Below are 20,172 nucleotides of genomic sequence, written 5' to 3'. Positions count from 1 at the left end.
ATAAGTACTCCTAAACAATACGCTTGTTATGCCGGCGTAGCACCTTTTGTGGAAGAATCAGGTATATTCAAAGGGAAAGGCAGAGTATCACACATGGCAAATAAAAAAGTAAAAACACTTTTACATATGTCGGCCATTGTCGCTATACAATACAACCAAGATCTGAAACAATATTATCAGCGAAAAGTAAACGAGCAAAAGAAGAATAAAATGAGTGTGATCAACGCCGTTAGAAACAAACTTATACTAAGAATATTTGCCTGCGTTAATCACAACTCACACTATGAAAATAATTATCAAAATTTACTTGCATAGATCATAGAAATCGAAGTCTTAAAAACTTCGTATGTCTAAAATTAAATTGTATTTAAAAGATGGGGGCTAAGCATAATCCCTAAACAGGCGGGCCATTTTGTTATAAAAGTGGGTTTACATGGTTTACACTTTTCATGGCTAACATTGATTTAATTAATTGGTAATCAATAATTTAATTAAAAATCTCCACAAATTGTGTAAACCATCATATAGTAGTGGGTTTACATTAATCAGCTTAGCACAAAGATTTAATGGAAGTTAAAAATATCACCAGCTTCAGTTTTACCTTATCGGATTGGTCATTGTAAAAGTTACATTTCCCGTCCGCCCATTAGAGCCATCGAAACCGGATCGGCCATCCTGGCCATTTAAACCAGTATTCCCATTCGGATTTCCGGAGCCTCCACTTCCACCTACGCCACCTTTGCCGGCCCTCCCCCCGGATCCACCTTTACCCGGGATACTAAATGCCTTAATCAGGTTTAGAAATGGTGTAACAGCGGGCGAATAATAAACAGTAATATTTCCGCCATTACCACCTGCATCACCGTCCTGACCGTTTCCGCCATCCTGGCCGTTTCCGCCGTTCCCACCCTGACCAGTTACGATGTTGGTAGTAGTGGTAGTTGTCCCATCACTATTGGTTATAGTTTGTACATCAGTTGAAACTGTTCCAGGCGATCCCGGTGTCCCCGCAATACCATCCGTGCCATTTATACCATCACTTCCATTTGCACTTTTACTTGAAATAACAATCGAACCTCCATTTGTATTAACCCAATAATTATAGGTTTTATGTGTAAGATCATTGTTTATCTTAATTTTTAACAATTGAGCATTGATGATCGAATCGTGATAAATATCTGCCGTAACATTTAAATCATACCCTGTTCTGCCCGATTGTATATTGCACTGATAGTTTGCAACATAATCGAGTAAAACGTTAAGCGTATCAGTTATAGAGGTATTCTTAGCTAATAAAGCTATCAGCTGTATTTTATCATTTTTAATTTGGGTTGGGTCTTTATCAATTTTTAAATCGTCTTTTGATTTCGAAATATGAACACCATTAAACAGGAAAACAAAATCTTTTAAATTCTTCTTAACCGGGGCCCATTTGTCAATAAACATTTTGTTATCAAAGTATTTTCGCACACCAAACTGAACGTGGTCGCCAGGCGCTTTCGAAAAATTCCCTGTGGTTAAAATATTTATCTTTGTTTCATAATTATAGGGTATTTTTTGACTGAATAACCAATTTCCTTTACTGCTGAAAAATAAAAAGGATTTTTTTGTGTAGACATTAACTGTTAGTGAATCTCCTTTTTTATATGCTTTTCCACTTTCTTTTATTTTAATTTTTCCATTTGAGTAATTGCCGCTATCTACTTCTATTTTATATTTCGACCAATTATCAACGCCATTTAAAAAACCTTGCGTTTGTGATTTTTGCCCCTTATCAGATATGGCTACAATACCTATAAGCAACGAATTGCCTTTTATGCGTAATACAGCCGGATCATATTCAAGAAGATATTTTTGCGTGTCTGCTTTGGCGTTACTACGAGGCGATTGAGCAATTGCTGGCAAACACCAGATAAAAGAGGCAAGAACTGTAATAAAGAATTTCATAGGTATTGATAGGGCTAATTAACCTTCGCTAAAACTATGATAAGTAAATACAGAAAAGGTTTAAGAGCTCGTTTGAATTTTATTCGATAATAATTTTATAGGTGCCAAAGGCGCAAATTTCAATTGAGTAATGATGACTTTGTCCCGCTCAAAGGCATACCGAAATATTTTGTCATTTTCCTTAAACAAAAAACCCGGCCTTAGCCGGGTTTTTGTATTTCTTATTTTTTCCAAACGTTATTGTCGGGATTATAATCTGGCAATACTTTATCCGGATCGTAAGTAACCGATTCAATTTCTTCGGTTGATGGATATTTGAATGTCCATGAAGCAAAACGCTCCCAAATTTCAACCGGCAGTTTAATACGCTCGGTTTTACCACTCTTGGTTTTTATCTCCAGGATAACCGGCATGGCCATTTTACCCAGGTTATCTATGGTGATCAATGCTCCTTTTGACGCATCGCCATCTACATATTTCACATCGCTAACCGCAACATCCAGGCGCCAGTCGTTCAGGAACCAGCCTCTCCAGAACCATTGCAAGCTTTCGCCTGATGCATTCTCAATAGTGCGGAAAAAATCATCAGGTGTTGGGTGTTTAAATGCCCATCTGTTAATGTAGGTTTTAAAAGCAAAATCAAAACGCTCAGGACCTAATATCTGCTCGCGTAATAAAACCAAACCGGCACTTGGTTTTGCATACAGCAATGTACCGGTATTTCTTTCTTTCAGGTTAGCTGGCTGGCTCATCATTGGCTCCAGTTCGGGCTTAGTAAAAAAGTCGCCGGTACGGTGCATATCCATAGTACGGGTACTTTTATATTCGCCGTTATTAAAGTTAGCGGTTGAAAGCGTATTGATGAAAGTGTTAAAACCTTCGTCCATCCAGCCATACATGCGTTCGTTTGAACCTACAATCATCGGGAACCAGGTGTGCCCAAACTCATGATCATTTACCCCCCAAAGCGCGTTTTTCTTTGCCTTGTATCCACAGAAAACAATACCAGGATACTCCATGCCACCTACAATACCTGCAACGGCCGTTGCAGCAGGATAAGGAAATTCAAACCATTTGGCAGAGTTATATTCAATTGATTTTTTTACATATTCTGTGGAGCGGCCCCAGGCGTCATTGCCATCGCTTTCAACCGGGTACGCTGAAATAGCTATTGATTTTTTACCGCTTGGCAGATCCATTTTGGCGGCATCAATAATAAATGCAGCAGATGAAGCCCAGGAAGCATCACGCGCATTCTTTATCTTAAAATGCCAGGTTAATTCTGTTTTACCAGCCGGGCGCGATTTTGGGTCTTTAACCTCATCGGCGGTACGGATCATTACCGTTTTTTCACTTTGCGCAGCTTCGGCCCAACGTTTTTGCTGTTCCGGAGTGTACACTTCTTGCGGATTTTGCAATTCGCCGGAGGCTAATACGATATGATTTGCCGGAGCAGTAATGCTCAGGTCAAAATCGCCATATTCCAGGTAAAACTCACCCGGCCCTGTGTATGGCAGGGTATTCCATCCCATTATATCATCATATACGCACATGCGTGGGTACCACTGGGCAATGGTATAAATTCTGCCATTCTTGGTGTCCTGATACCCCATGCGGTCTGATCCATAATTTGGCGGAACAAATGAGTACTCTATTTTAAGTTTAACCTGCCCGCCATTGCCTGTTACCTCTTTAGGTAAAAAAACTTGCATACGGGTATCGCTGATCAAAAATTTAGCTTCGGCGAATTCACCTTTACCAACAGCGTATTTTACTGATTTTATTTTGTAGCCGGCATCAAATGCTTCACCACGACCCCAGTTACGGCTGCCGGTTGGCGGCACAATAGCAGTTCCGCGCGAATCCAATTTAAACAGGTTTTGGTCAAGCTGCATCCATAAGAAGTCCAAATTTTGCGGGCTATTATTCGTATAAGTTAAAACCTCAGAACCGGTGATCTCATTAGTTTGATCATTTAATTTTGCAGCCAATTGATAATCGGCCCGGTTTTGCCAATATTTAGGCCCTGGTTCACCACTTGCGGCACGGTACTCTGTGCCATTTTTGGTATAAAAACCGGGTCCGAAAGTTTCATGATAATTGTAATCAGAAGCAGGCGCATTAGTTGAAGCAGTCTGCTGAGCATCACTTACACTAAAACCCAACAAAAAGGCCATACTGAGACCGGCCATCAGTTTTAAATTCATTTCAATATTTTTTGTATATATACAGCAAGTATACTACAAAAAAACATTTTTGAATGTTCGGGTAAAACGATTGTTACCAGAATATTAATTATTGATTTAATGAATTAGTGAATTACTGATAAATAAAGGCAAAGCCTATAAATCAGGTAGATATACAAGATTTATAGGCTTTAAATTGAGGACTATGAAAATATTTGAGCCTTATTTGTTTAAAAAATGAGATTGGTAAACCTTTTCATCAAAACCAAAAAACAAAAAATCACCATCTTCAATAACCGGTCTTTTAATCATGCTGGTTTTTTGCTGTAACAGGGTAAGCGCATCAGTACTTGTTTTTACACTTTCTTTTACCTGCGGGTCAAGTTGTTTCCAGGTAAGGCCCTGTTTATTCAGGAATTTTTCATAGCCCGCTTTGCTATCCCACTCCTGCAATTTCTCGGTGCTCACACCCAGCTTTTTGAAATCCTGGAAATTATAATCTACCTTATTTTCTTTTAACCAGTCAAGCGCTTTCTTAACCGTGTTGCAATTGGTTATTCCGTAAACTTTCATGAGGCTAATTTATCCTTTTTGTGCCAAAAGTATGTCAGGTGTTTTTAATCTATTACATCTCCTTACTGACTGGCCCCGCTACTTTTGCTCCCGTTTTTGGTATCATCATTATTGATACTGCGTTGGTTCTTTTTAATATCGCTGCTCAACTTACCAAATTTATAATTAACCCTGATGGCAAAGTGACGGTATGGGTTTTCTCTGCTGATGGTTTGAGAAAAATCGGGCGTGTTGGTAGTATTGGTAAATGCCCTGTATTTACTATAAGGGTTATTAGCTACAAGGGTTACTGTGAATTTTTTCTTGAACAGATCCTTAGCAACAGTATAGGAGTTATAAATAAAATTACTTGATTTACCTTGCAGGGTTACATCACCGCTAAAGAAACCGGCGTTATAACCAAACCTGTAAGTATCGCCCAGTTTATAGGTAAAGCTGGCAAATGCATTACCAATATATCCCCCGTTTCTAAAAAACTGATCGTTGTAAACACCTTTTAACCACACATGTGAAATTTGTCCGTTTAAACTAACGGTAAGTGGCTTGATGATAGAAAAATTGGTATTGACATTAAAACCCAGCGTACGATTGCTGCCCAGGTTTTGATAAGTAGTATAGGTTACTGTATCACGCAAACTGCTTATAGTTTGGATAGAGTTATTGGAGAACGCATAACTTAATCCCACAGTAACAGATGCTTTTTTAAAATTACTATAAGTAAGATCAAAAGTATTATTTAATTCGGGGCGCAGATCCGGGTTACCTGTACTGATGAATTTAGGATTTGAATTATCAACGAAGGGATTAAGCTGGTATATACCTGGCCGCTGTATACGCTGTGTAAAACCGAAATTAATACTGCTGCTATTCAAACTACGCTGTATGGATATGGATGGTATCAGGTTGTTATACCCCTTATCAAGCGGTGTGCCTACAAAATTGGCTGTGACCTGGGTATGTTCAATACGTAAGCCGGCCTTGACTGTCCATTTACTTAGTTTTAATTGATAGGAGTTGTAAAAACTGGTCACATCCTGATGATAGTCAAACGTACTTGTTTGTCCGGTGTTCACCACATATTGGCTTGTATTAGGATCAAAGTCATCACGCCCAAAATCGCTGAAGTTATTCCGCAGGATGGCTTTGGCTCCGGCTTCGATATTTAGTTTTTTTAGCGGATATACATAATCAAGCTGTATGGTATGCTCACGGTTACCGGCATTATTACGTTGTCTGAAATCGGGATTGTTCACGGCATCATAATTAAATCTGTCGGTAAATGCGTTTGAACTTGTTTGGTTACTTGGCGAATAGCTGTATTTGTATGACAAGGTTAACAGTTCATCTTTGTGGTTTTTGAAGTTCCGCTGGTAATTCATGGCAATATCGGCCCCTTTATCTTTACTGTTACTGGTAGTGGCATTACGATAAGCCTCATCAAGCGTACCTACGTTGTTAACCCGGTTTGATTGCAGGAAACCATTTTGATCAAAATGTCCCTGAAAGATCTCGAAAGAACCTGTGATCAGATCAAGACTATCTATTTCATAACTCAATTCGGCATTAGCATATTTATAGTTACCGCCAAATGTTCTGGAACCGTCCTGATTTAATATACTTGATACTGATTGATTTACAAATTGTGTTTGAGTATTGTGTGTTACCCCGGTTACTTGCTTCTGCGTACCAAAACCAGCATAACCAGAAAGACCAAATTTACCTTGTTTCACGGTAGCGTTCAGATTATATCCTGGCCCCCAAACAGAATTATAACGCGCATTGATACTTCCATTATATCCCTGGTCGGCATTTTTCTTGGTAATGATATTGATAATACCGGTTAAGCCTTCCGCATCATACTTGGCTGGTGGCGTAGTGATCACTTCGATCTTTTCGATATTCGTAGCCGGCATCGCTTTCAATACATCCGACGGACTTTTGGCCATTAACGCCGATTCCTTTCCGTTGATCAGGATCTTATAATTACCACTTCCTTTGAGTTTGATATTGTCATCTCCGTCAACCGATAAAAGAGGCACTTTACGCATCATATCCAATGCTGATACCGCCTTACTTTCAGGGTCAGCAGTTACATCATATGTAAGCCGGTCAACCTCCTGCTTCAGGGTTGGCCGCACAGCTGTTACGGTAACTTCTTTTAATTCTTTATTGGAGGGTGCTAGTAAAATTTTACCGGCATTAAATTCATTACCAGTTAGTTTTACAGGTAAAATCTTGGTAGCATACCCAATAAAAGCGACAACCAACTGGTAGGTTTTACCATCCGGTGCTTTTAATTCAAAACTTCCGTCGTCTTTGGCAAGGGTACTTTTTACGGGTGCATGGGTAGTGGCATCTTGCAGTGCAACCGTAACATAACCTAAAGGTTTATTTATTGCCGAATCAATTACTGAGCCCTTAACAGTTATGTTTGTTGGCGAATTTTGAGTCTGGGCAAAACAAATCGCCGATATATAACAGGAAAGCAGGGTCAGTAAAAATTGTTTCATAAGGATTTAGTGATAAGACGCCATTAGTTATTCAACTGTTGCATACAGCAAAAACTATTTAACAAATCTTAACTAAGCAGTTAGTTTACACCTGAAACGAAGGGATGTATTATTTATTATACCGGGTCATGGTTAATTCTGTACCGATGGTAGCGAAGCCCTTGATCATTTCGATTGAACGATCAATCAATGCAGGAAGTTCGGGTTTTTCATCATCATCAAAACCACTTAATACATAATCAACCTGGCGGCCTTTGGGATAATTATCGCCTACGCCAAATCGAAGACGGGCGTAGTTATTGTGACCAAGAGTTGTTTCAATATGTTTTAAACCGTTATGACCAGCAGCACTGCCTTTAGGTTTTAATCTCAGGGTACCTAAAGGAAGGGCAATATCATCAACCAATACCATTACATTTTCAACAGGTATTTTCAACTCCTTCATCCAATGATTCATGGCTTTCCCGCTTAGGTTCATGTAAGTTGTTGGTTTAATAAGATGCAGTGTACGCCCCTTGAATGATACTTCGCTGTAATAGGCCAGGCGCATATGATAAAACTTTGCGCCTTCCTGTTTGGCCAATTCATCCAGTATCATAAACCCTATATTATGCCGGGTATCAGCATATTCAGGTCCTATATTTCCTAAACCAACTATCAGATATTTCATTTGGGGCAAAGATAAAAGACTTTTGGGACTATGCGACTTAGGAACTATGGGATTTAAAACTATTGAGATATGGTATATAAAAAAGATTTTATTTGCTTTTGTAATACCTCAACTTTATTTAGCAGATTATCATAATCAGCATCAGTAGCCAAGTTACATTGCTTAGCGATGATTAATTGTGTTTCCAATTCAAATGCAGATCCGAGGCTTATGGATAAAAAATGAGCAAAATCTTTTTCTGATTTTCTTGCGGAGCCTTCAGCAATATTGGACGGAATTGAAACAGCCGCCCTATATAGCTGACTTGAAATGCCAAATCTATGCTCCGTTGAGAACTTTTGGGTAAGCAAATAAACTTTCCTTGATAAATCAACTGAGTCGGTCCAAATTCTGAGTTGCCTGAAATTATGCTTTAACATATCTACAATTTATAAATGATCTCATCAATCTCAAAATCCTATAGTCATATAGTCTAAAAAGTCAAAAAAAAAGCGCCGGGCTAATGCCCGGCGCTTTTTTTTTAAGATCAGGGTAAATTACTTTTTACCTGAAGCAGCTTCCTGCTCTGCCTGACGTAATGCACGTGAAGTAGTTACAGATACGATAGTATCTTCCTGAGCATTGGTGATAGTAAGGTTTGCCAATTTAATTTCGGCAACTTTTACTGATTTACCAACTTCCAGAGCTTCAATGCTTACTTCAATAGCATCTAAATGATCTTTAGGCAATGCCTTGATGCGCAGTTTTCTTAATTTCTGAACTAATTTACCACCCACTTTAACACCTGGAGATGTACCGGTTAATTTAACAGGGATCTCGATAGTGATCGGCTTTTTCTCGTCAAGCAACAAAAAGTCAACGTGGATAATTTGTTCAGTTAAAGGGTGAAACTGAATATCTTTAATAATAGCCTGTGATTTAACACCAGCAATCTCAAGATCGATGAAATGAACAACCGGAGTATAAACAACGGTTCTCAAATCAGCTGCGGACACTGCAAAGTGGGATTGTGTTGGCCCACCGTAAAGTACTGCAGGCACTAAGCCTTGATAACGCAGTTCTTTAGCGTCTCTTTTCCCTACGTTCTCTCTTGGAGAACCGCTAATAGCAATTGATTTCATTTGTTTTTATTTATTATTTATTTATATAGTCCATGGTCGATAGACAATAGACCATGGATTTTCTTTTATTCATTTCACAACTATGGACTATCGACCATAGACTATCGACTTACTACTCAATCTACCCTAAACAACTGGCTGATAGAACCGTGCTCGTTCACATTGCTGATAGCCTTTGCAAACAACTCGGCAGTTGATAATACCTTTATTTTAGGGCTGGCATATTTTAAAGGTATAGTATCAGTAACTATCAGTTCGGTTAAAGCTGAATTTTCAATAGTTTCATAAGCCTTGCCCGATAACACCGGATGTGTACAAACCGCGCGTACGCTGCGTGCACCACGTTCCATAATTAAACCTGCTGCTTTAGCCAATGTACCGGCCGTATCGCATATATCATCAATCAGCACAATATCCTGATCGGTAACGTCGCCAATAAGCGTCATGGATTCAATTTCATTAGCACGTTTACGACGTTTATCGCAAATTACTACCTCTGCATTAAAGAACTTCGCAAAACTACGTGCCCTGTATGAACCGCCCATATCCGGCGATGCAATAGTTAAGTTTTCTAAACCCAGGCTTTTGATATAAGGCACAAAAATGATAGAAGCATCCAGGTGATCAACCGGTATATCAAAAAACCCCTGGATCTGCGCAGCGTGGAGATCCATGGTCATGATACGGTTAATTCCTGCAGCAACCAGCAAATTGGCTACCAGCTTAGCGCTGATGGCCACACGTGGTTTATCTTTTCTGTCCTGACGCGCCAATCCAAAATACGGAATAACGGCACTTACATAATGTGATGAAGCACGACGAGCGGCATCAATCATCATTAGTAATTCCATCAGGTTATCGGTAGGTTGGTTGGTACTCTGGATCAGGAATACATCGCATCCCCTTACAGATTCATTAAAATGTGGTTGAAACTCGCCGTCACTAAAGCGAGAAAGCACCACGTCACCTAATTCGCGGCCATAAGCATCAGCAATTTTTTGCGCAAGTTCTTTAGAGCCTGATCCTGCAAATAACTTAACCGGATTAAATTGTAATGGCATTTTCTTGTTTTGGATTTGGGATTTTCGATTTCGGGCTTTCCTTAATCTTATATCACTTTACACTTACAACCTGTATAAAAAACAATTCGGATTTCAATTTTCCATCAGACCTAAATCCGAAATTGAAAATCAGAAATCCGAAATCTTTCTTGTTGCCCGACCAGGATTCGAACCTAGACAAACGGTACCAAAAACCGTCGTACTACCATTATACTATCAGGCAATCTCCTTTGGTTTGTTTTTACTCCCCGAAAAGGAATGCAAATATAAGACGATTTTTTAACTCTCAAAAAGAATTTTAAAAAAGTATTTTTCATTGCCTTTTGAGGCCCAAAACGGGCTAAAAAAGTTGTTAATCCACCGCTTTTGATTTTAACATCATAATACTTTTACTAATTTCGGGCTGCATTCAACCCTTTTTTCTATCGTAAAATTCAGACATGGACTACAAAAAGATCAATAATATATTTGGCTGGGTAGCCTTTATCATTGCTTCACTAACCTATATTTTAACTTTAGAGCCCTCTTCCAGCTTTTGGGATTGCGGCGAGTTTGTGGCCTGTATTTACCGCTTGCAAGTAGCACACCAGCCCGGTGCTCCTCTTTTTACCATGATAGGTAAAGTATTTACCTTACTCTCTATGGGCAATAATACCAAGGTGGCTTACTGGGCCAATATGGCATCGGCGCTGGCCAGCGGGGCAACTATCATGTTCCTGTTTTGGACTATAACCGCCCTGGCCAAAAAACTATTGGTTAAAAAGGCTGAAGAAATAAATACTACAAACCTGATTCTGATTATAGGTGCAGGTTTGGTTGGCGCCTTAGCCTATGCTTATTCTGATACTTTTTGGTTTTCGGCCGTGGAGTCTGAAGTTTACGCACAATCGTCCTTATGTACAGCCATCGTATTTTGGGCCATATTAAAATGGGATGCTCATGCCGACGAACGCCATGCCGATAAATGGATCGTATTTATTGCCTATGTAATGGGACTTTCTATAGGCATCCACCTGTTAAACCTGCTGGTGATACCAGCCATAGCACTGGTGATTTATTTTCGCAGGGCAAAAAACATCACTTCAAAAGGTACTTTCTGGGCATTTTTTGCCGGCATAGTGGCGGTAGCCTTTGTACTTTGGGGCGTTATTCAATATACCGTAAAAGGTGCAGCCTTTTCCGACCTGCTTTTTGTGAATACTTTAGGCATGGGCTTTGGCAGCGGCGCAGTAGTATTCTTTCTCTTACTCATAGGTACCATCGTATCTGGCATCTACTATACAATTAAGCCACAAAAACCGGCCATAATTATAGCGGCAACATGTTTTATACTTGCATTAGGCATCAGCGCCGGAATTATAGGTGTAGTTGTCGGCTTGGCGGTATTAGCCTTGCTGGAATATGTGGTTAAAATCCGCGAAAAACGTTTTGCTTTAAATACCTTTTTAGTTTGCCTGCTGTTCATCTTGTTTGGCTACAGTTCATTCGTCATGATTGTAGTAAGAGCCAAAGCAAATCCTAACCTGAATAACAGCGACCCAGAAAATGCCTTTGCCCTTAACGGCTACCTGAACCGCGACCAGTATGGTGATACCCCATTGCTTTACGGTCAGTTTTTTGATTCAACACCAACCGAGCAAACCGAAGGGTCAACTATTTATCGTCGTGGTGAAACCAAATATGAAGTGGCCGGTAAAAAACTAACCACTGTTTATGATCGCAACACCCCTTTCCCGCGTATGTTCAGCGATAAGGCTGGTCACCCCGATTTTTACAGGGCATGGAGCAAACTTGGTCAAAGCGAACACCCTACTTTTGCTACCAACCTGGGCTTTTTTGGTACCTGGCAGGTGAACCAGATGTATACCCGTTACTTTTTGTGGAACTTTGTGGGCCGTGCCAACGACCTCGACGGTCAAACAGGTGCCATTGATGGCAAAGGCGGCATCGATGGTTCCTGGTTAAGCGGTTGGGATTTTAACAAGCCGCTGCCTTATGCCGTTACGGAAAGCAAAAGTTATAATCGTTTATTCTTTTTACCGCTTATCATTGGTCTGATAGGCTTGTTCTTCCACTTCTGGCGCGATCAGCGCAATGCGGGTGTGGTATTGGTATTGTTCTTTTTTACGGGCCTGGCTATTGTATTATACTTAAACCAGGATCCTTTGCAGCCACGTGAGCGTGATTATGCTTATGCTGGTTCTTTTTATGCCTTTGCCATTTGGATAGGTTTAGGCGTACTGGCTATCGCCGACTTTTTATCCAAAAAGATCAACGCCAAAACAAGCGCTATTATAGCTACGCTGATTTGTTTACTGGCAGCGCCCGTATTAATGGCCAACCAGGAGTGGGACGATCATGATCGCTCAACCAAGCTTACGCCGCATGATATGGCATATAATTACCTGAATTCCTGCGCCCCTAATGCTATTTTATTTACCTATGGCGATAACGATACTTACCCACTTTGGTATATACAGGAAGTTGAAAATGTACGCCCGGATGTACGTATTGTGAATTTAAGCTTGTTGGGTACTGACTGGTACATCCGCGGCATGAAAAATAAAATGAACGAATCGGAGCCGTTGCCTATCAGCATGTCTAATGACAAATTTAAGCCCGGTGTACGCGATGTTATTTATTTTAATGATCAGAAAGTTGCAGGTCCTACCGAGTTGAAAGAGGTTTTTGATTTCATGACTTCGGATGATAAAGCAACGATGGTAGAGTATAACAATGGTGATGTAGCCAATTACCTGCCTACCAAAAACTTTAAATTGACTATTGACCCTAACCAGGTAGTGCAAACGGGTACCGTTCCGGCTGCCGAAAAAGATAAGATAGTACCTGAGATGGACTGGACCTTTAGTGGCCGCTATGTGACCAAAGATGTTTTGGCAATGATGGACATCCTATCGCATAATAACTGGAAACGACCGATCTATTTTTCGGTGACCGTACCTAACGACAACATGATAGGTCTCGATAAGTATTTATATAACGAGGGCTTCGCTTATCGCTTAATGCCATTGAAACCAGATACTGCATCAAACGCGCTGGAAAACAGCAATACCCCGGTGATGTATCATAATATGATGACCAAATTTAAATGGGGTAATATGAAAACCGCGCGTTACCTTGATCATGAATCCATGACCATGTTTTACCCATTGATTACCAGGCTTTATTCAAACTTGTCTGATAACCTGATGAAAGAAGGACATAACGATCTGGCCAAAAATACATTGAAGAAATATGACGAAGTAATGCCGGGCATCATCAATTCCACCGAGGTTGCTGTACGTAAGTTTTACATGATCGAGAGTTCGTATCGACTGGGAGATATCCCTTTGGCCAACAAGCTGTCAAACCAGGTTGATGATTATGTAAACAACCTGCTTAATTACAACTATGCACTATTACAGCGCAATGAAATCAGTTTAGATAATAATCGCGATGTACAATACTCTATACAGATTTTAAGCGGTCTGGTAGGCTTTACCAAAGAATTTAAACAAACGGAGTTAAATACCAAATTCAGTGCACAGCTGAAAGGTTTTGAAACAAAATTTGGTATCAGCGCTAAGCGATAGAAAACACATTGAAAAAGAAAGCCCTGGCATAATCATATGCCGGGGCTTTCTTTTTTAATAGTACTGTATTTAAAAGGAGAGGTTAAACATAATTCCTGAACAGGCGGCCAATTTGGTTAAAAAGTGGGTTTACATGGTTTACACTTTTCATGGTTAACACTGTATTATATTATTGAAAATCAATTAATTATATAATTTTAACCGTAAAATATGTAAACCCACTTTTTGTCCCTTATGCTTCCAGCCCATGGTACACATGGCTCAGCTTTCAGCTGACGTAAGCTGGAAGCTTACCACATGCCACCCACGAGATACGCTATGCTAATCTCGCGGGAGCGAAAGCGCGTAGAGGCCTGCTCATCATACTTCGACATGCTCAGTATGACAGCCTTTATCATAAAACAAAAAAGCGGCATAAGCCGCTTTTTATGAAATTATATTTCTTTTATCCTTCGTTTACAACACCCATGTTGCAGAACTTGTCAATACGTTCGGTAACCAGTTCATTGATATCGCGTTCGGTAAGTATTTTCAAGTCCTTGAGCAATTGCTTTTTCAGGATGGCAGCCATAGCTACTGGATCCTGATGCGCGCCGCCAAGTGGTTCCTTGATCACACCGTCGATTAGTTTATTCTTCAACATTTCTGTCGAAGTCAGTTTCAAGACCTCAGCAGCACGTTCTTTATTTTCCCAGGTTTTCCAAAGGATGGTTGAGCAGTTTTCGGGAGAAATTACCGAATACCAAGAATTATCCAGCATCAGCACCCTATCGCCAATACCTATACCCAATGCTCCACCAGATGCACCTTCGCCTATGATCACACAGATCACCGGCACTTTCAACACCGACATTTCCAGCAGGTTACGGGCAATGGCTTCACCTTGTCCGCGCTCCTCAGCCTCCAGACCAGGGAATGCTCCTGGGGTATCTATCAGGGTAACAACAGGCTTATTGAACTTCTCGGCCATTTTCATGAGCCTTAATGCTTTGCGGTAGCCTTCGGGATTAGCCATGCCAAAGTTGCGGTATTGACGCTCTTTGGTATTACGCCCCTTCTGGTGCCCTATGAACATCACGGTTTGCCCGTTGAGCGTTCCAAAGCCACCAATAATGGCCTTATCGTCGCCTACAGTCCTATCGCCGTGCAATTCAATAAAATCATCGCACATTAACTCAATATATTGAAGGGTATAAGGCCTTTCGGGATGGCGGGATATCTGTACCTTTTGCCAGCCGGTAAGGTTTGAATATATCTCCTTTTTAGCAGCATCCAGCTTGGCTTCCAACTCGGCTACAGTTGCAGACATGTCGAGCTTATTTTTATCCTCCACCTGCTTCACCTTTTCAATCTGCTGTATCAGTTCAGCCAGTGGTTTTTCAAAATCAAAAGTAATCTTCATACTATTTATTTGGGCCGCTAAAATAAGTAAATCCAACGGTATATTATCAATTAGGATTTTGCAAAGTTTCCAGCTTTTTAATTTGCTGGGGCGCCAACAGGTCGCCGGTACTTAAGCAAGCCTGCAAAATGGCGTTTCTGAGCTCGCCATAGTACAATCCGGAGCGCGTGGCATAAAATATCAGATCACCATTATTTAAGCGCTGTTTACGAAAAAGATTGTCTAAAGTTTGCTCATTGGTAATAATGAACCCACCCATTTCCACCCTTTTCCGGTGCAGCTCGGTAGCAATTGCGGTAATTTTTATTACCTGGTTGGGGCTCAGTCCCAATTCCTTTTTGAATTTGATCACCTGGTCGGGCATGGGATAATGGTTAATCTCTGCCGGTAGTGCCATGTGGTTATACACATCCTCGCCATTCAGTAAAGCGGTATATTGTTTATCGGTTAACGTTTTTACCGGCGATTTTTTCAGTGTGCTATCCGCCTGCTGCGCCTTAACAACGGTGCAAAAGAATAGAACAACAAAAAGTAAAGGTATTGATCTTAACATGTGCCATGTTACGAAAAAACCTCAACAATTATACCATCAGTTGTTAAAAGTTAACCAAAATTTAATTTCACTCAACCTTGCGCACGTTTGCAAACGTGCGCAAGTAGCACATCGTAAAATATTTTTATTATTTCGTGTTAAAAAAACAATTAATTTGTACATTCATCTCCTGAAACCCTTTTCCCTAAGAAAGCTATTCATGAAGAAGAAATACCTGCTGCTTTTGCTGCTGCAAATGTGCTTTGGCGGACACCTGTTTGCCCAGTATCCTAAAATGACCAAACTCCTGTATGGCGTGGCTTATTATGATGAGTACATGCCCTACGAAAGGTTAGATAAGGATGTGCAGATGATGAAGGATTGCGGCATCAACGTGGTTCGCATAGCCGAATCGACCTGGAGCACGGTAGAACCTCAGGATGGCGTGTTTGATTTCACGCATATCGACCGGGTGTTGAACGCCATGCATAAGGCCGGCATCAGTGTTATTATTGGCACCCCTACCTATGCCATACCCACCTGGATGGCAAAAAAACATCCCGAAATACTGGCTATTACCTCATCGGGCCAAAACCAGTACGGGGCAAGGCAAAATATGGACATTACCAATACTGATTTTAGGGTTTATGCCAACCGGGTGATCCGGAAGATCATGGAGCATGTGAAGGATAACCCGGCTGTTATTGGTTACCAGGTGGATAACGAAACCAAATCATACGGCACATCGGGGCCAAATGTACAGGCCTTGTTTGTAAAATACATGCAGGCCAAATACAAAACGTTGGATAACATCAATAAAATATTCGGCCTGGATTACTGGAGCAACCGCATCAATAACTGGGACGATTTCCCGTCGATGAACGGTACTATCAACGGCAGTCTGGCTGCCGAGTTCGCCAAATTTCAGCGGCAGCTGGTTACCGATTATATGGCCTGGCAGGCAGCTATTATCAGGGAATATAAACGCCCCGACCAATTTATCACCCATAACTTCGATTTTGATTGGCGGGGTTATACCTTTGGCATACAAACTGAGATTGACCATTTTGCAGCGGCTAAGGCATTGGATATTGCCGGGGTTGATATTTACCACCCCAGTCAGGATAAATTGACCGGTGCCGAAATTTCCTTTGGAGGCGATGTGGCACGCTCCATGAAGGGTGTTAAAAATTACCTGGTGATGGAAACCGAAGCACAAGGCTTTCCGCAATGGACACCTTACCCAGGGCAGCTGCGTTTGCAGGCTTTTAGTCACCTGGCATCGGGAGCCAACATGGTGGAGTACTGGCCCTGGCATTCCATCCATAACTCGGCCGAAACTTATTGGAAAGGTTTGCTGAGCCATGACTTTGAGCCCAACCCGGTTTATGACGAAGCGAAAACCATCGGTAAAGATTTTGCCCGCTTAAGTCCGCAGCTCATCAACCTGAAAAAGAAAAGTGATGTAGCCATATTGTTTAGCAACGAGGCCATAAGCGGTTTTAAAGCCTTTGGTTTTGGATGGGGCGTGCACACGGGTTATAATGATGTACTGCGACAGTTTTACGATGGTCTTTACCATATGAACATCCCCTGTGATTTTGTTGACCCCAGCAGCTCAAGCATCGAAAATTACAAAGTGCTCATTGTGCCCCTGCTGTATGCTGCACCCGATAGTTTGCTGCAGCGTTTAAACCGTTTTGTAAAAAACGGCGGTCACGTTATTTATACTTTTAAAAGTGGCTTCTCCGACGAAAACGTAAAGGTTCGTACCACACGCCAACCCGGCATTATTGATGAGGCCTGCGGCATTTATTACAGCCAATTCACCGTACCCGAAAATGTATCGCTTAAAGGCGACCTGGGCCTAAACGCGGCTGATAAAAAGATCAATACCTGGATGGAGCTGATCACCCCCACAACTGCCAAAGTGTTGGCCTATTACGATCACCCGGTGTGGGGCAAATACGCGGCTATTACCGAAAATAATTATGGAAAAGGGATAGCTACTTACATAGGCTGCCTCACTACCAGCGCCGTGACCGATAAGATCCTGGCCGACGCGGTTAAAAAAGCAGGACTATGGAATGAAGATCAATTGCTTTCGTTCCCTGTCATCACCAAATCGGGCGTTAACCAAAGAGGGAAAACGGTACACTATTATTTAAATTATTCTGATCAACAAACCAGTTTCACTTATCCTTATCATGATGGCAAGGAGCTATTATCAGGCAATGGTGTGAGTAAGAATGCTGCTGTACAATTAATGCCCTGGGATGTGAAGATCATTGAGGTTGATTGATAAATATGTGGATTTTGTCATCCTGAACGGTTGAAGGATCTGTTTTCATAATTGCAAAGCCTAATAACAGATACTTCGTTCCTCAGCATGACAAAGGGTTCTTTAGGGGGCCATGATATTTCATTAAAAGCCCGGGCCGCGTGCGATTCCTTCCCTCGGGAAGAGGAAGGGATTTATAACACCTTGCGGACATGTATCACGCATAAACCCCTCCCTGCCACAGCATAATCCATCCGCACCCCTCCCGCAATGTCATTAAGTTAAGCACATGGAGCCCCACCTAAATCCTCCCCGGTAGGGAGGACTTTAAAAAATTGAAGCTAAGTCTCCCCTTCCGGGGGAGATTATTACATGAGGGCTTCGCCGTTTAGAGGGGGCTTTTGCGGAATTGCTTTTGCGTTTCCCCTTAACTTAATGACATTGACCACTCCCGTGGAGAGGGAACTGAAAATCCGATATAAGTTGTCATCCTGAACGGAGTGAAGGATCTATTTCGCGATTGCAAAGTTTAATAATAGATGCTTCGTTCCTCAGCATGACAAAATTGAAGAAGAGCGCCCCATTAAGCCACTCTTTTCAAAGTAAAGGCAAACCTGCTGCCTGCACCCAGTTCGCTATCCACAGCAATTTTCCCTGATTGTGCTTCGATAAAATCTTTGGCAATGGCCAGGCCCAGACCTGTGCCGGTTTGATCGGCGGTGGCGTTGGGGACTTTGAAATAGCGTTCGAACAAGCGCGACAGGTACTGCTCTTCGATACCCTTGCCATGATCCTGTACAGAAAACTCGATCTCGTCGGTGTGGCGCTTTTTCACCACCAGCTCCACGGTTGATTTTTCGTGACTGTATTTGATGGCATTGGATAGCAGATTGATGAGCACCCAGGTGGTTTTATCCAGGTCGGCATGTACATCGGGCAGGTTTTCATCGCACTGAACTTTAATGATAACCTGTTTCTGATCGGCTATAGATTTGATGGCCTTCACCGCGTAATCTACAATATTTCTAGGATGGGTTTTTCCGAAGTTAAGCTGTAGCTTGCCGGTTTCTACCTGTGCCATATCCAGCAGTTCGCCGGTTATTTGCAGCAGACGACGGGCATCTTCTTCAATGTTCTCCAGCAGTTGCCTTTGCTCGGCATTTACATCACCAATGCGTACATCCTCCAATAACTTAAGGCTCATTTTGATAGACGATATCGGGGTTTTTAATTCATGCGATATGGTGGCGATGAAATTGGTTTTAGCCTCATCCAGTTGCTGATATTCGGTAATATTTTTCAGGATAATCACCTTGCCTATCACCCTGTCTTTACTGCTTACAGATAGCGACTCGCGCGAGTAAAAACTCTCCCGGTTATCGGCAAATATTTTTAGCCGGCTTTGATCGTTCATCAGCAAGTTGCGGAGCAGGTCGTTTTCGATAGCCACATCAGGCGCATAGCGGCCATTCAACTGATCGGCTGTCATCCCGATGAGTGAGCAAGCTACTTCATTGGCAAATATGATGATCATTTTCTCGTCCAGACCCAAAATAGCATCGTGCATGGAATTGATGATGGTTTCAATCCGTTTTTTCTCAAAAAGGATACTGGCCAGGTTGCTGTTCTCAAATTCATCCAGCTTGCGGGTCATGGTGTTAAAGGCATGGCCCAGTTCGCCAAATTCATCATCAGACCGGAAATCGATCTGTTGATGATAGTTACGGTTGGATACCTCTTTGATGCGGGCGGTAAGCTCCTTAAGCGGATTAGCTATATAACCCGGGAAATTAACCGCGAAACTAAAGGCTACCAGGAACAAGAACGCCCCGCAAAATGCAACCAGTATAGTGGCGCGGTTGGCTGTACCTTTGGCAATATCATTTTTATGCGAAATGGCCGTCATATTTAGCTGCATAAAGCTGTAAACCAATTGCCTGGCCTGTGCACGTAATGCAGGTAGCTGGGCAGCATCGTTATTTACCAGTTTTATTTTTTCAAAAACGGTGCGCAGCGAAGCAGCTGTTTGACCTTCGCCGGGTTCGGTAATATTATGTTCTTCCAGCACCAGGTTGGTTTCAATAGTTTTTAATTGCGCCGGGCTAAGCGGACCTCCATTAGCATCTACCGCCGACAGGATCTGCTGGCCGTACTGCAATGATTTATAATTATCTTTTAGAATAGCACCCGCATCGGCCGATAAACGGTTGAGGAAATACACCGACAAGCCGCAGCAGATGAATGACAGGACAAACAAAAAACCGATGCCTGTACGTAGTTTATTTTTAATGGTCAT

Annotated in this window: 14 protein-coding genes and 1 tRNA gene; 3 read left to right on the top strand and 12 right to left on the bottom strand. The window is 41.6% G+C overall.

Going from position 1 to position 20,172, the window contains the following annotated elements; genetic code table 11:
- The coding region (locus tag BW976_RS23895; protein ID WP_175614171.1) for a transposase at nt 1–315 on the top strand (315 nt) is incomplete at its 5' end.
- Between the two features lie 282 nt (nt 316–597).
- Here the strand turns inward: BW976_RS23895 and BW976_RS29915 are convergent.
- From BW976_RS29915 to BW976_RS23850, 9 genes are all read right to left on the bottom strand, one after another.
- Entirely contained in the window at nt 598–1,947 is a 1,350-nt protein-coding gene (locus BW976_RS29915; RefSeq protein WP_076377269.1) for a hypothetical protein, read from the bottom strand.
- Between the two features lie 221 nt (nt 1,948–2,168).
- Nucleotides 2,169–4,154 carry a M1 family metallopeptidase gene (locus BW976_RS23885; protein ID WP_076377267.1) on the bottom strand — a complete coding sequence of 662 codons (1,986 nt, stop codon included), beginning with the start codon at nt 4,152–4,154 and terminating at the stop codon, nt 2,169–2,171.
- A 201-nt stretch (nt 4,155–4,355) separates the two neighbouring features.
- Nucleotides 4,356–4,706, bottom strand: a complete 351-nt coding sequence (locus BW976_RS23880) for a Spx/MgsR family RNA polymerase-binding regulatory protein (RefSeq protein ID WP_076377265.1) — start codon at nt 4,704–4,706, stop codon at nt 4,356–4,358.
- Nucleotides 4,707–4,768: 62 nt separating this feature from the next.
- A complete protein-coding gene (locus BW976_RS23875) occupies nt 4,769–7,216 on the bottom strand; it encodes a TonB-dependent receptor (RefSeq protein WP_076377263.1) in 2,448 nt (815 codons plus the stop codon).
- Between the two features lie 109 nt (nt 7,217–7,325).
- Nucleotides 7,326–7,886 carry an aminoacyl-tRNA hydrolase gene (gene pth / locus BW976_RS23870; RefSeq protein WP_076377261.1) on the bottom strand — a complete coding sequence of 187 codons (561 nt, stop codon included), beginning with the start codon at nt 7,884–7,886 and terminating at the stop codon, nt 7,326–7,328.
- 59 nt (nt 7,887–7,945) lie between these two features.
- Nucleotides 7,946–8,305 (bottom strand): four helix bundle protein, encoded by a 360-nt coding sequence (locus BW976_RS23865; RefSeq protein ID WP_076377259.1) that lies wholly within the window; start codon nt 8,303–8,305, stop codon nt 7,946–7,948.
- Nucleotides 8,306–8,422: 117 nt separating this feature from the next.
- A complete protein-coding gene (locus BW976_RS23860; RefSeq protein WP_076377257.1) occupies nt 8,423–9,007 on the bottom strand; it encodes a 50S ribosomal protein L25/general stress protein Ctc in 585 nt (194 codons plus the stop codon).
- 116 nt (nt 9,008–9,123) lie between these two features.
- Nucleotides 9,124–10,068 (bottom strand): ribose-phosphate pyrophosphokinase, encoded by a 945-nt coding sequence (locus tag BW976_RS23855; protein WP_076377255.1) that lies wholly within the window; start codon nt 10,066–10,068, stop codon nt 9,124–9,126.
- A gap of 152 nt (nt 10,069–10,220) precedes the next feature.
- Nucleotides 10,221–10,291: transfer RNA gene (locus tag BW976_RS23850), tRNA-Gln, on the bottom strand.
- 217 nt (nt 10,292–10,508) lie between these two features.
- Here BW976_RS23850 and BW976_RS23845 point away from each other — a divergent pair.
- The gene (locus BW976_RS23845) at nt 10,509–13,661 is read left to right on the top strand and encodes a protein O-mannosyl-transferase family (RefSeq protein ID WP_076377253.1); all 3,153 of its coding nucleotides are present in this window, start codon (nt 10,509–10,511) and stop codon (nt 13,659–13,661) included.
- A gap of 445 nt (nt 13,662–14,106) precedes the next feature.
- Here BW976_RS23845 and BW976_RS23840 read toward each other — a convergent pair whose 3' ends face one another.
- Together BW976_RS23840 and BW976_RS23835 are read right to left on the bottom strand one after the other, a co-directional pair.
- Nucleotides 14,107–15,063 (bottom strand): acetyl-CoA carboxylase carboxyltransferase subunit alpha, encoded by a 957-nt coding sequence (locus BW976_RS23840; RefSeq protein WP_076377251.1) that lies wholly within the window; start codon nt 15,061–15,063, stop codon nt 14,107–14,109.
- Nucleotides 15,064–15,109: 46 nt separating this feature from the next.
- On the bottom strand, nt 15,110–15,616 hold the full coding sequence (locus tag BW976_RS23835; protein WP_076377249.1) for a hypothetical protein: 507 nt from the start codon (nt 15,614–15,616) through the stop codon (nt 15,110–15,112).
- Between the two features lie 199 nt (nt 15,617–15,815).
- Between BW976_RS23835 and BW976_RS23830 the strand changes: the two genes are divergently transcribed.
- Nucleotides 15,816–17,897: a beta-galactosidase gene (locus tag BW976_RS23830; RefSeq protein WP_217696295.1), complete on the top strand. Its 2,082-nt coding sequence runs from the start codon at nt 15,816–15,818 to the stop codon at nt 17,895–17,897.
- Between the two features lie 562 nt (nt 17,898–18,459).
- Here the strand turns inward: BW976_RS23830 and BW976_RS23825 are convergent.
- Entirely contained in the window at nt 18,460–20,172 is a 1,713-nt protein-coding gene (locus BW976_RS23825) for a HAMP domain-containing sensor histidine kinase (RefSeq protein ID WP_076377247.1), read from the bottom strand.

Origin of the sequence: Mucilaginibacter lappiensis, assembly GCF_900155965.1 — a bacterium.
Classification (GTDB): domain Bacteria; phylum Bacteroidota; class Bacteroidia; order Sphingobacteriales; family Sphingobacteriaceae; genus Mucilaginibacter; species Mucilaginibacter lappiensis.
This window is presented reverse-complemented; position numbering and strand designations above follow the sequence as displayed.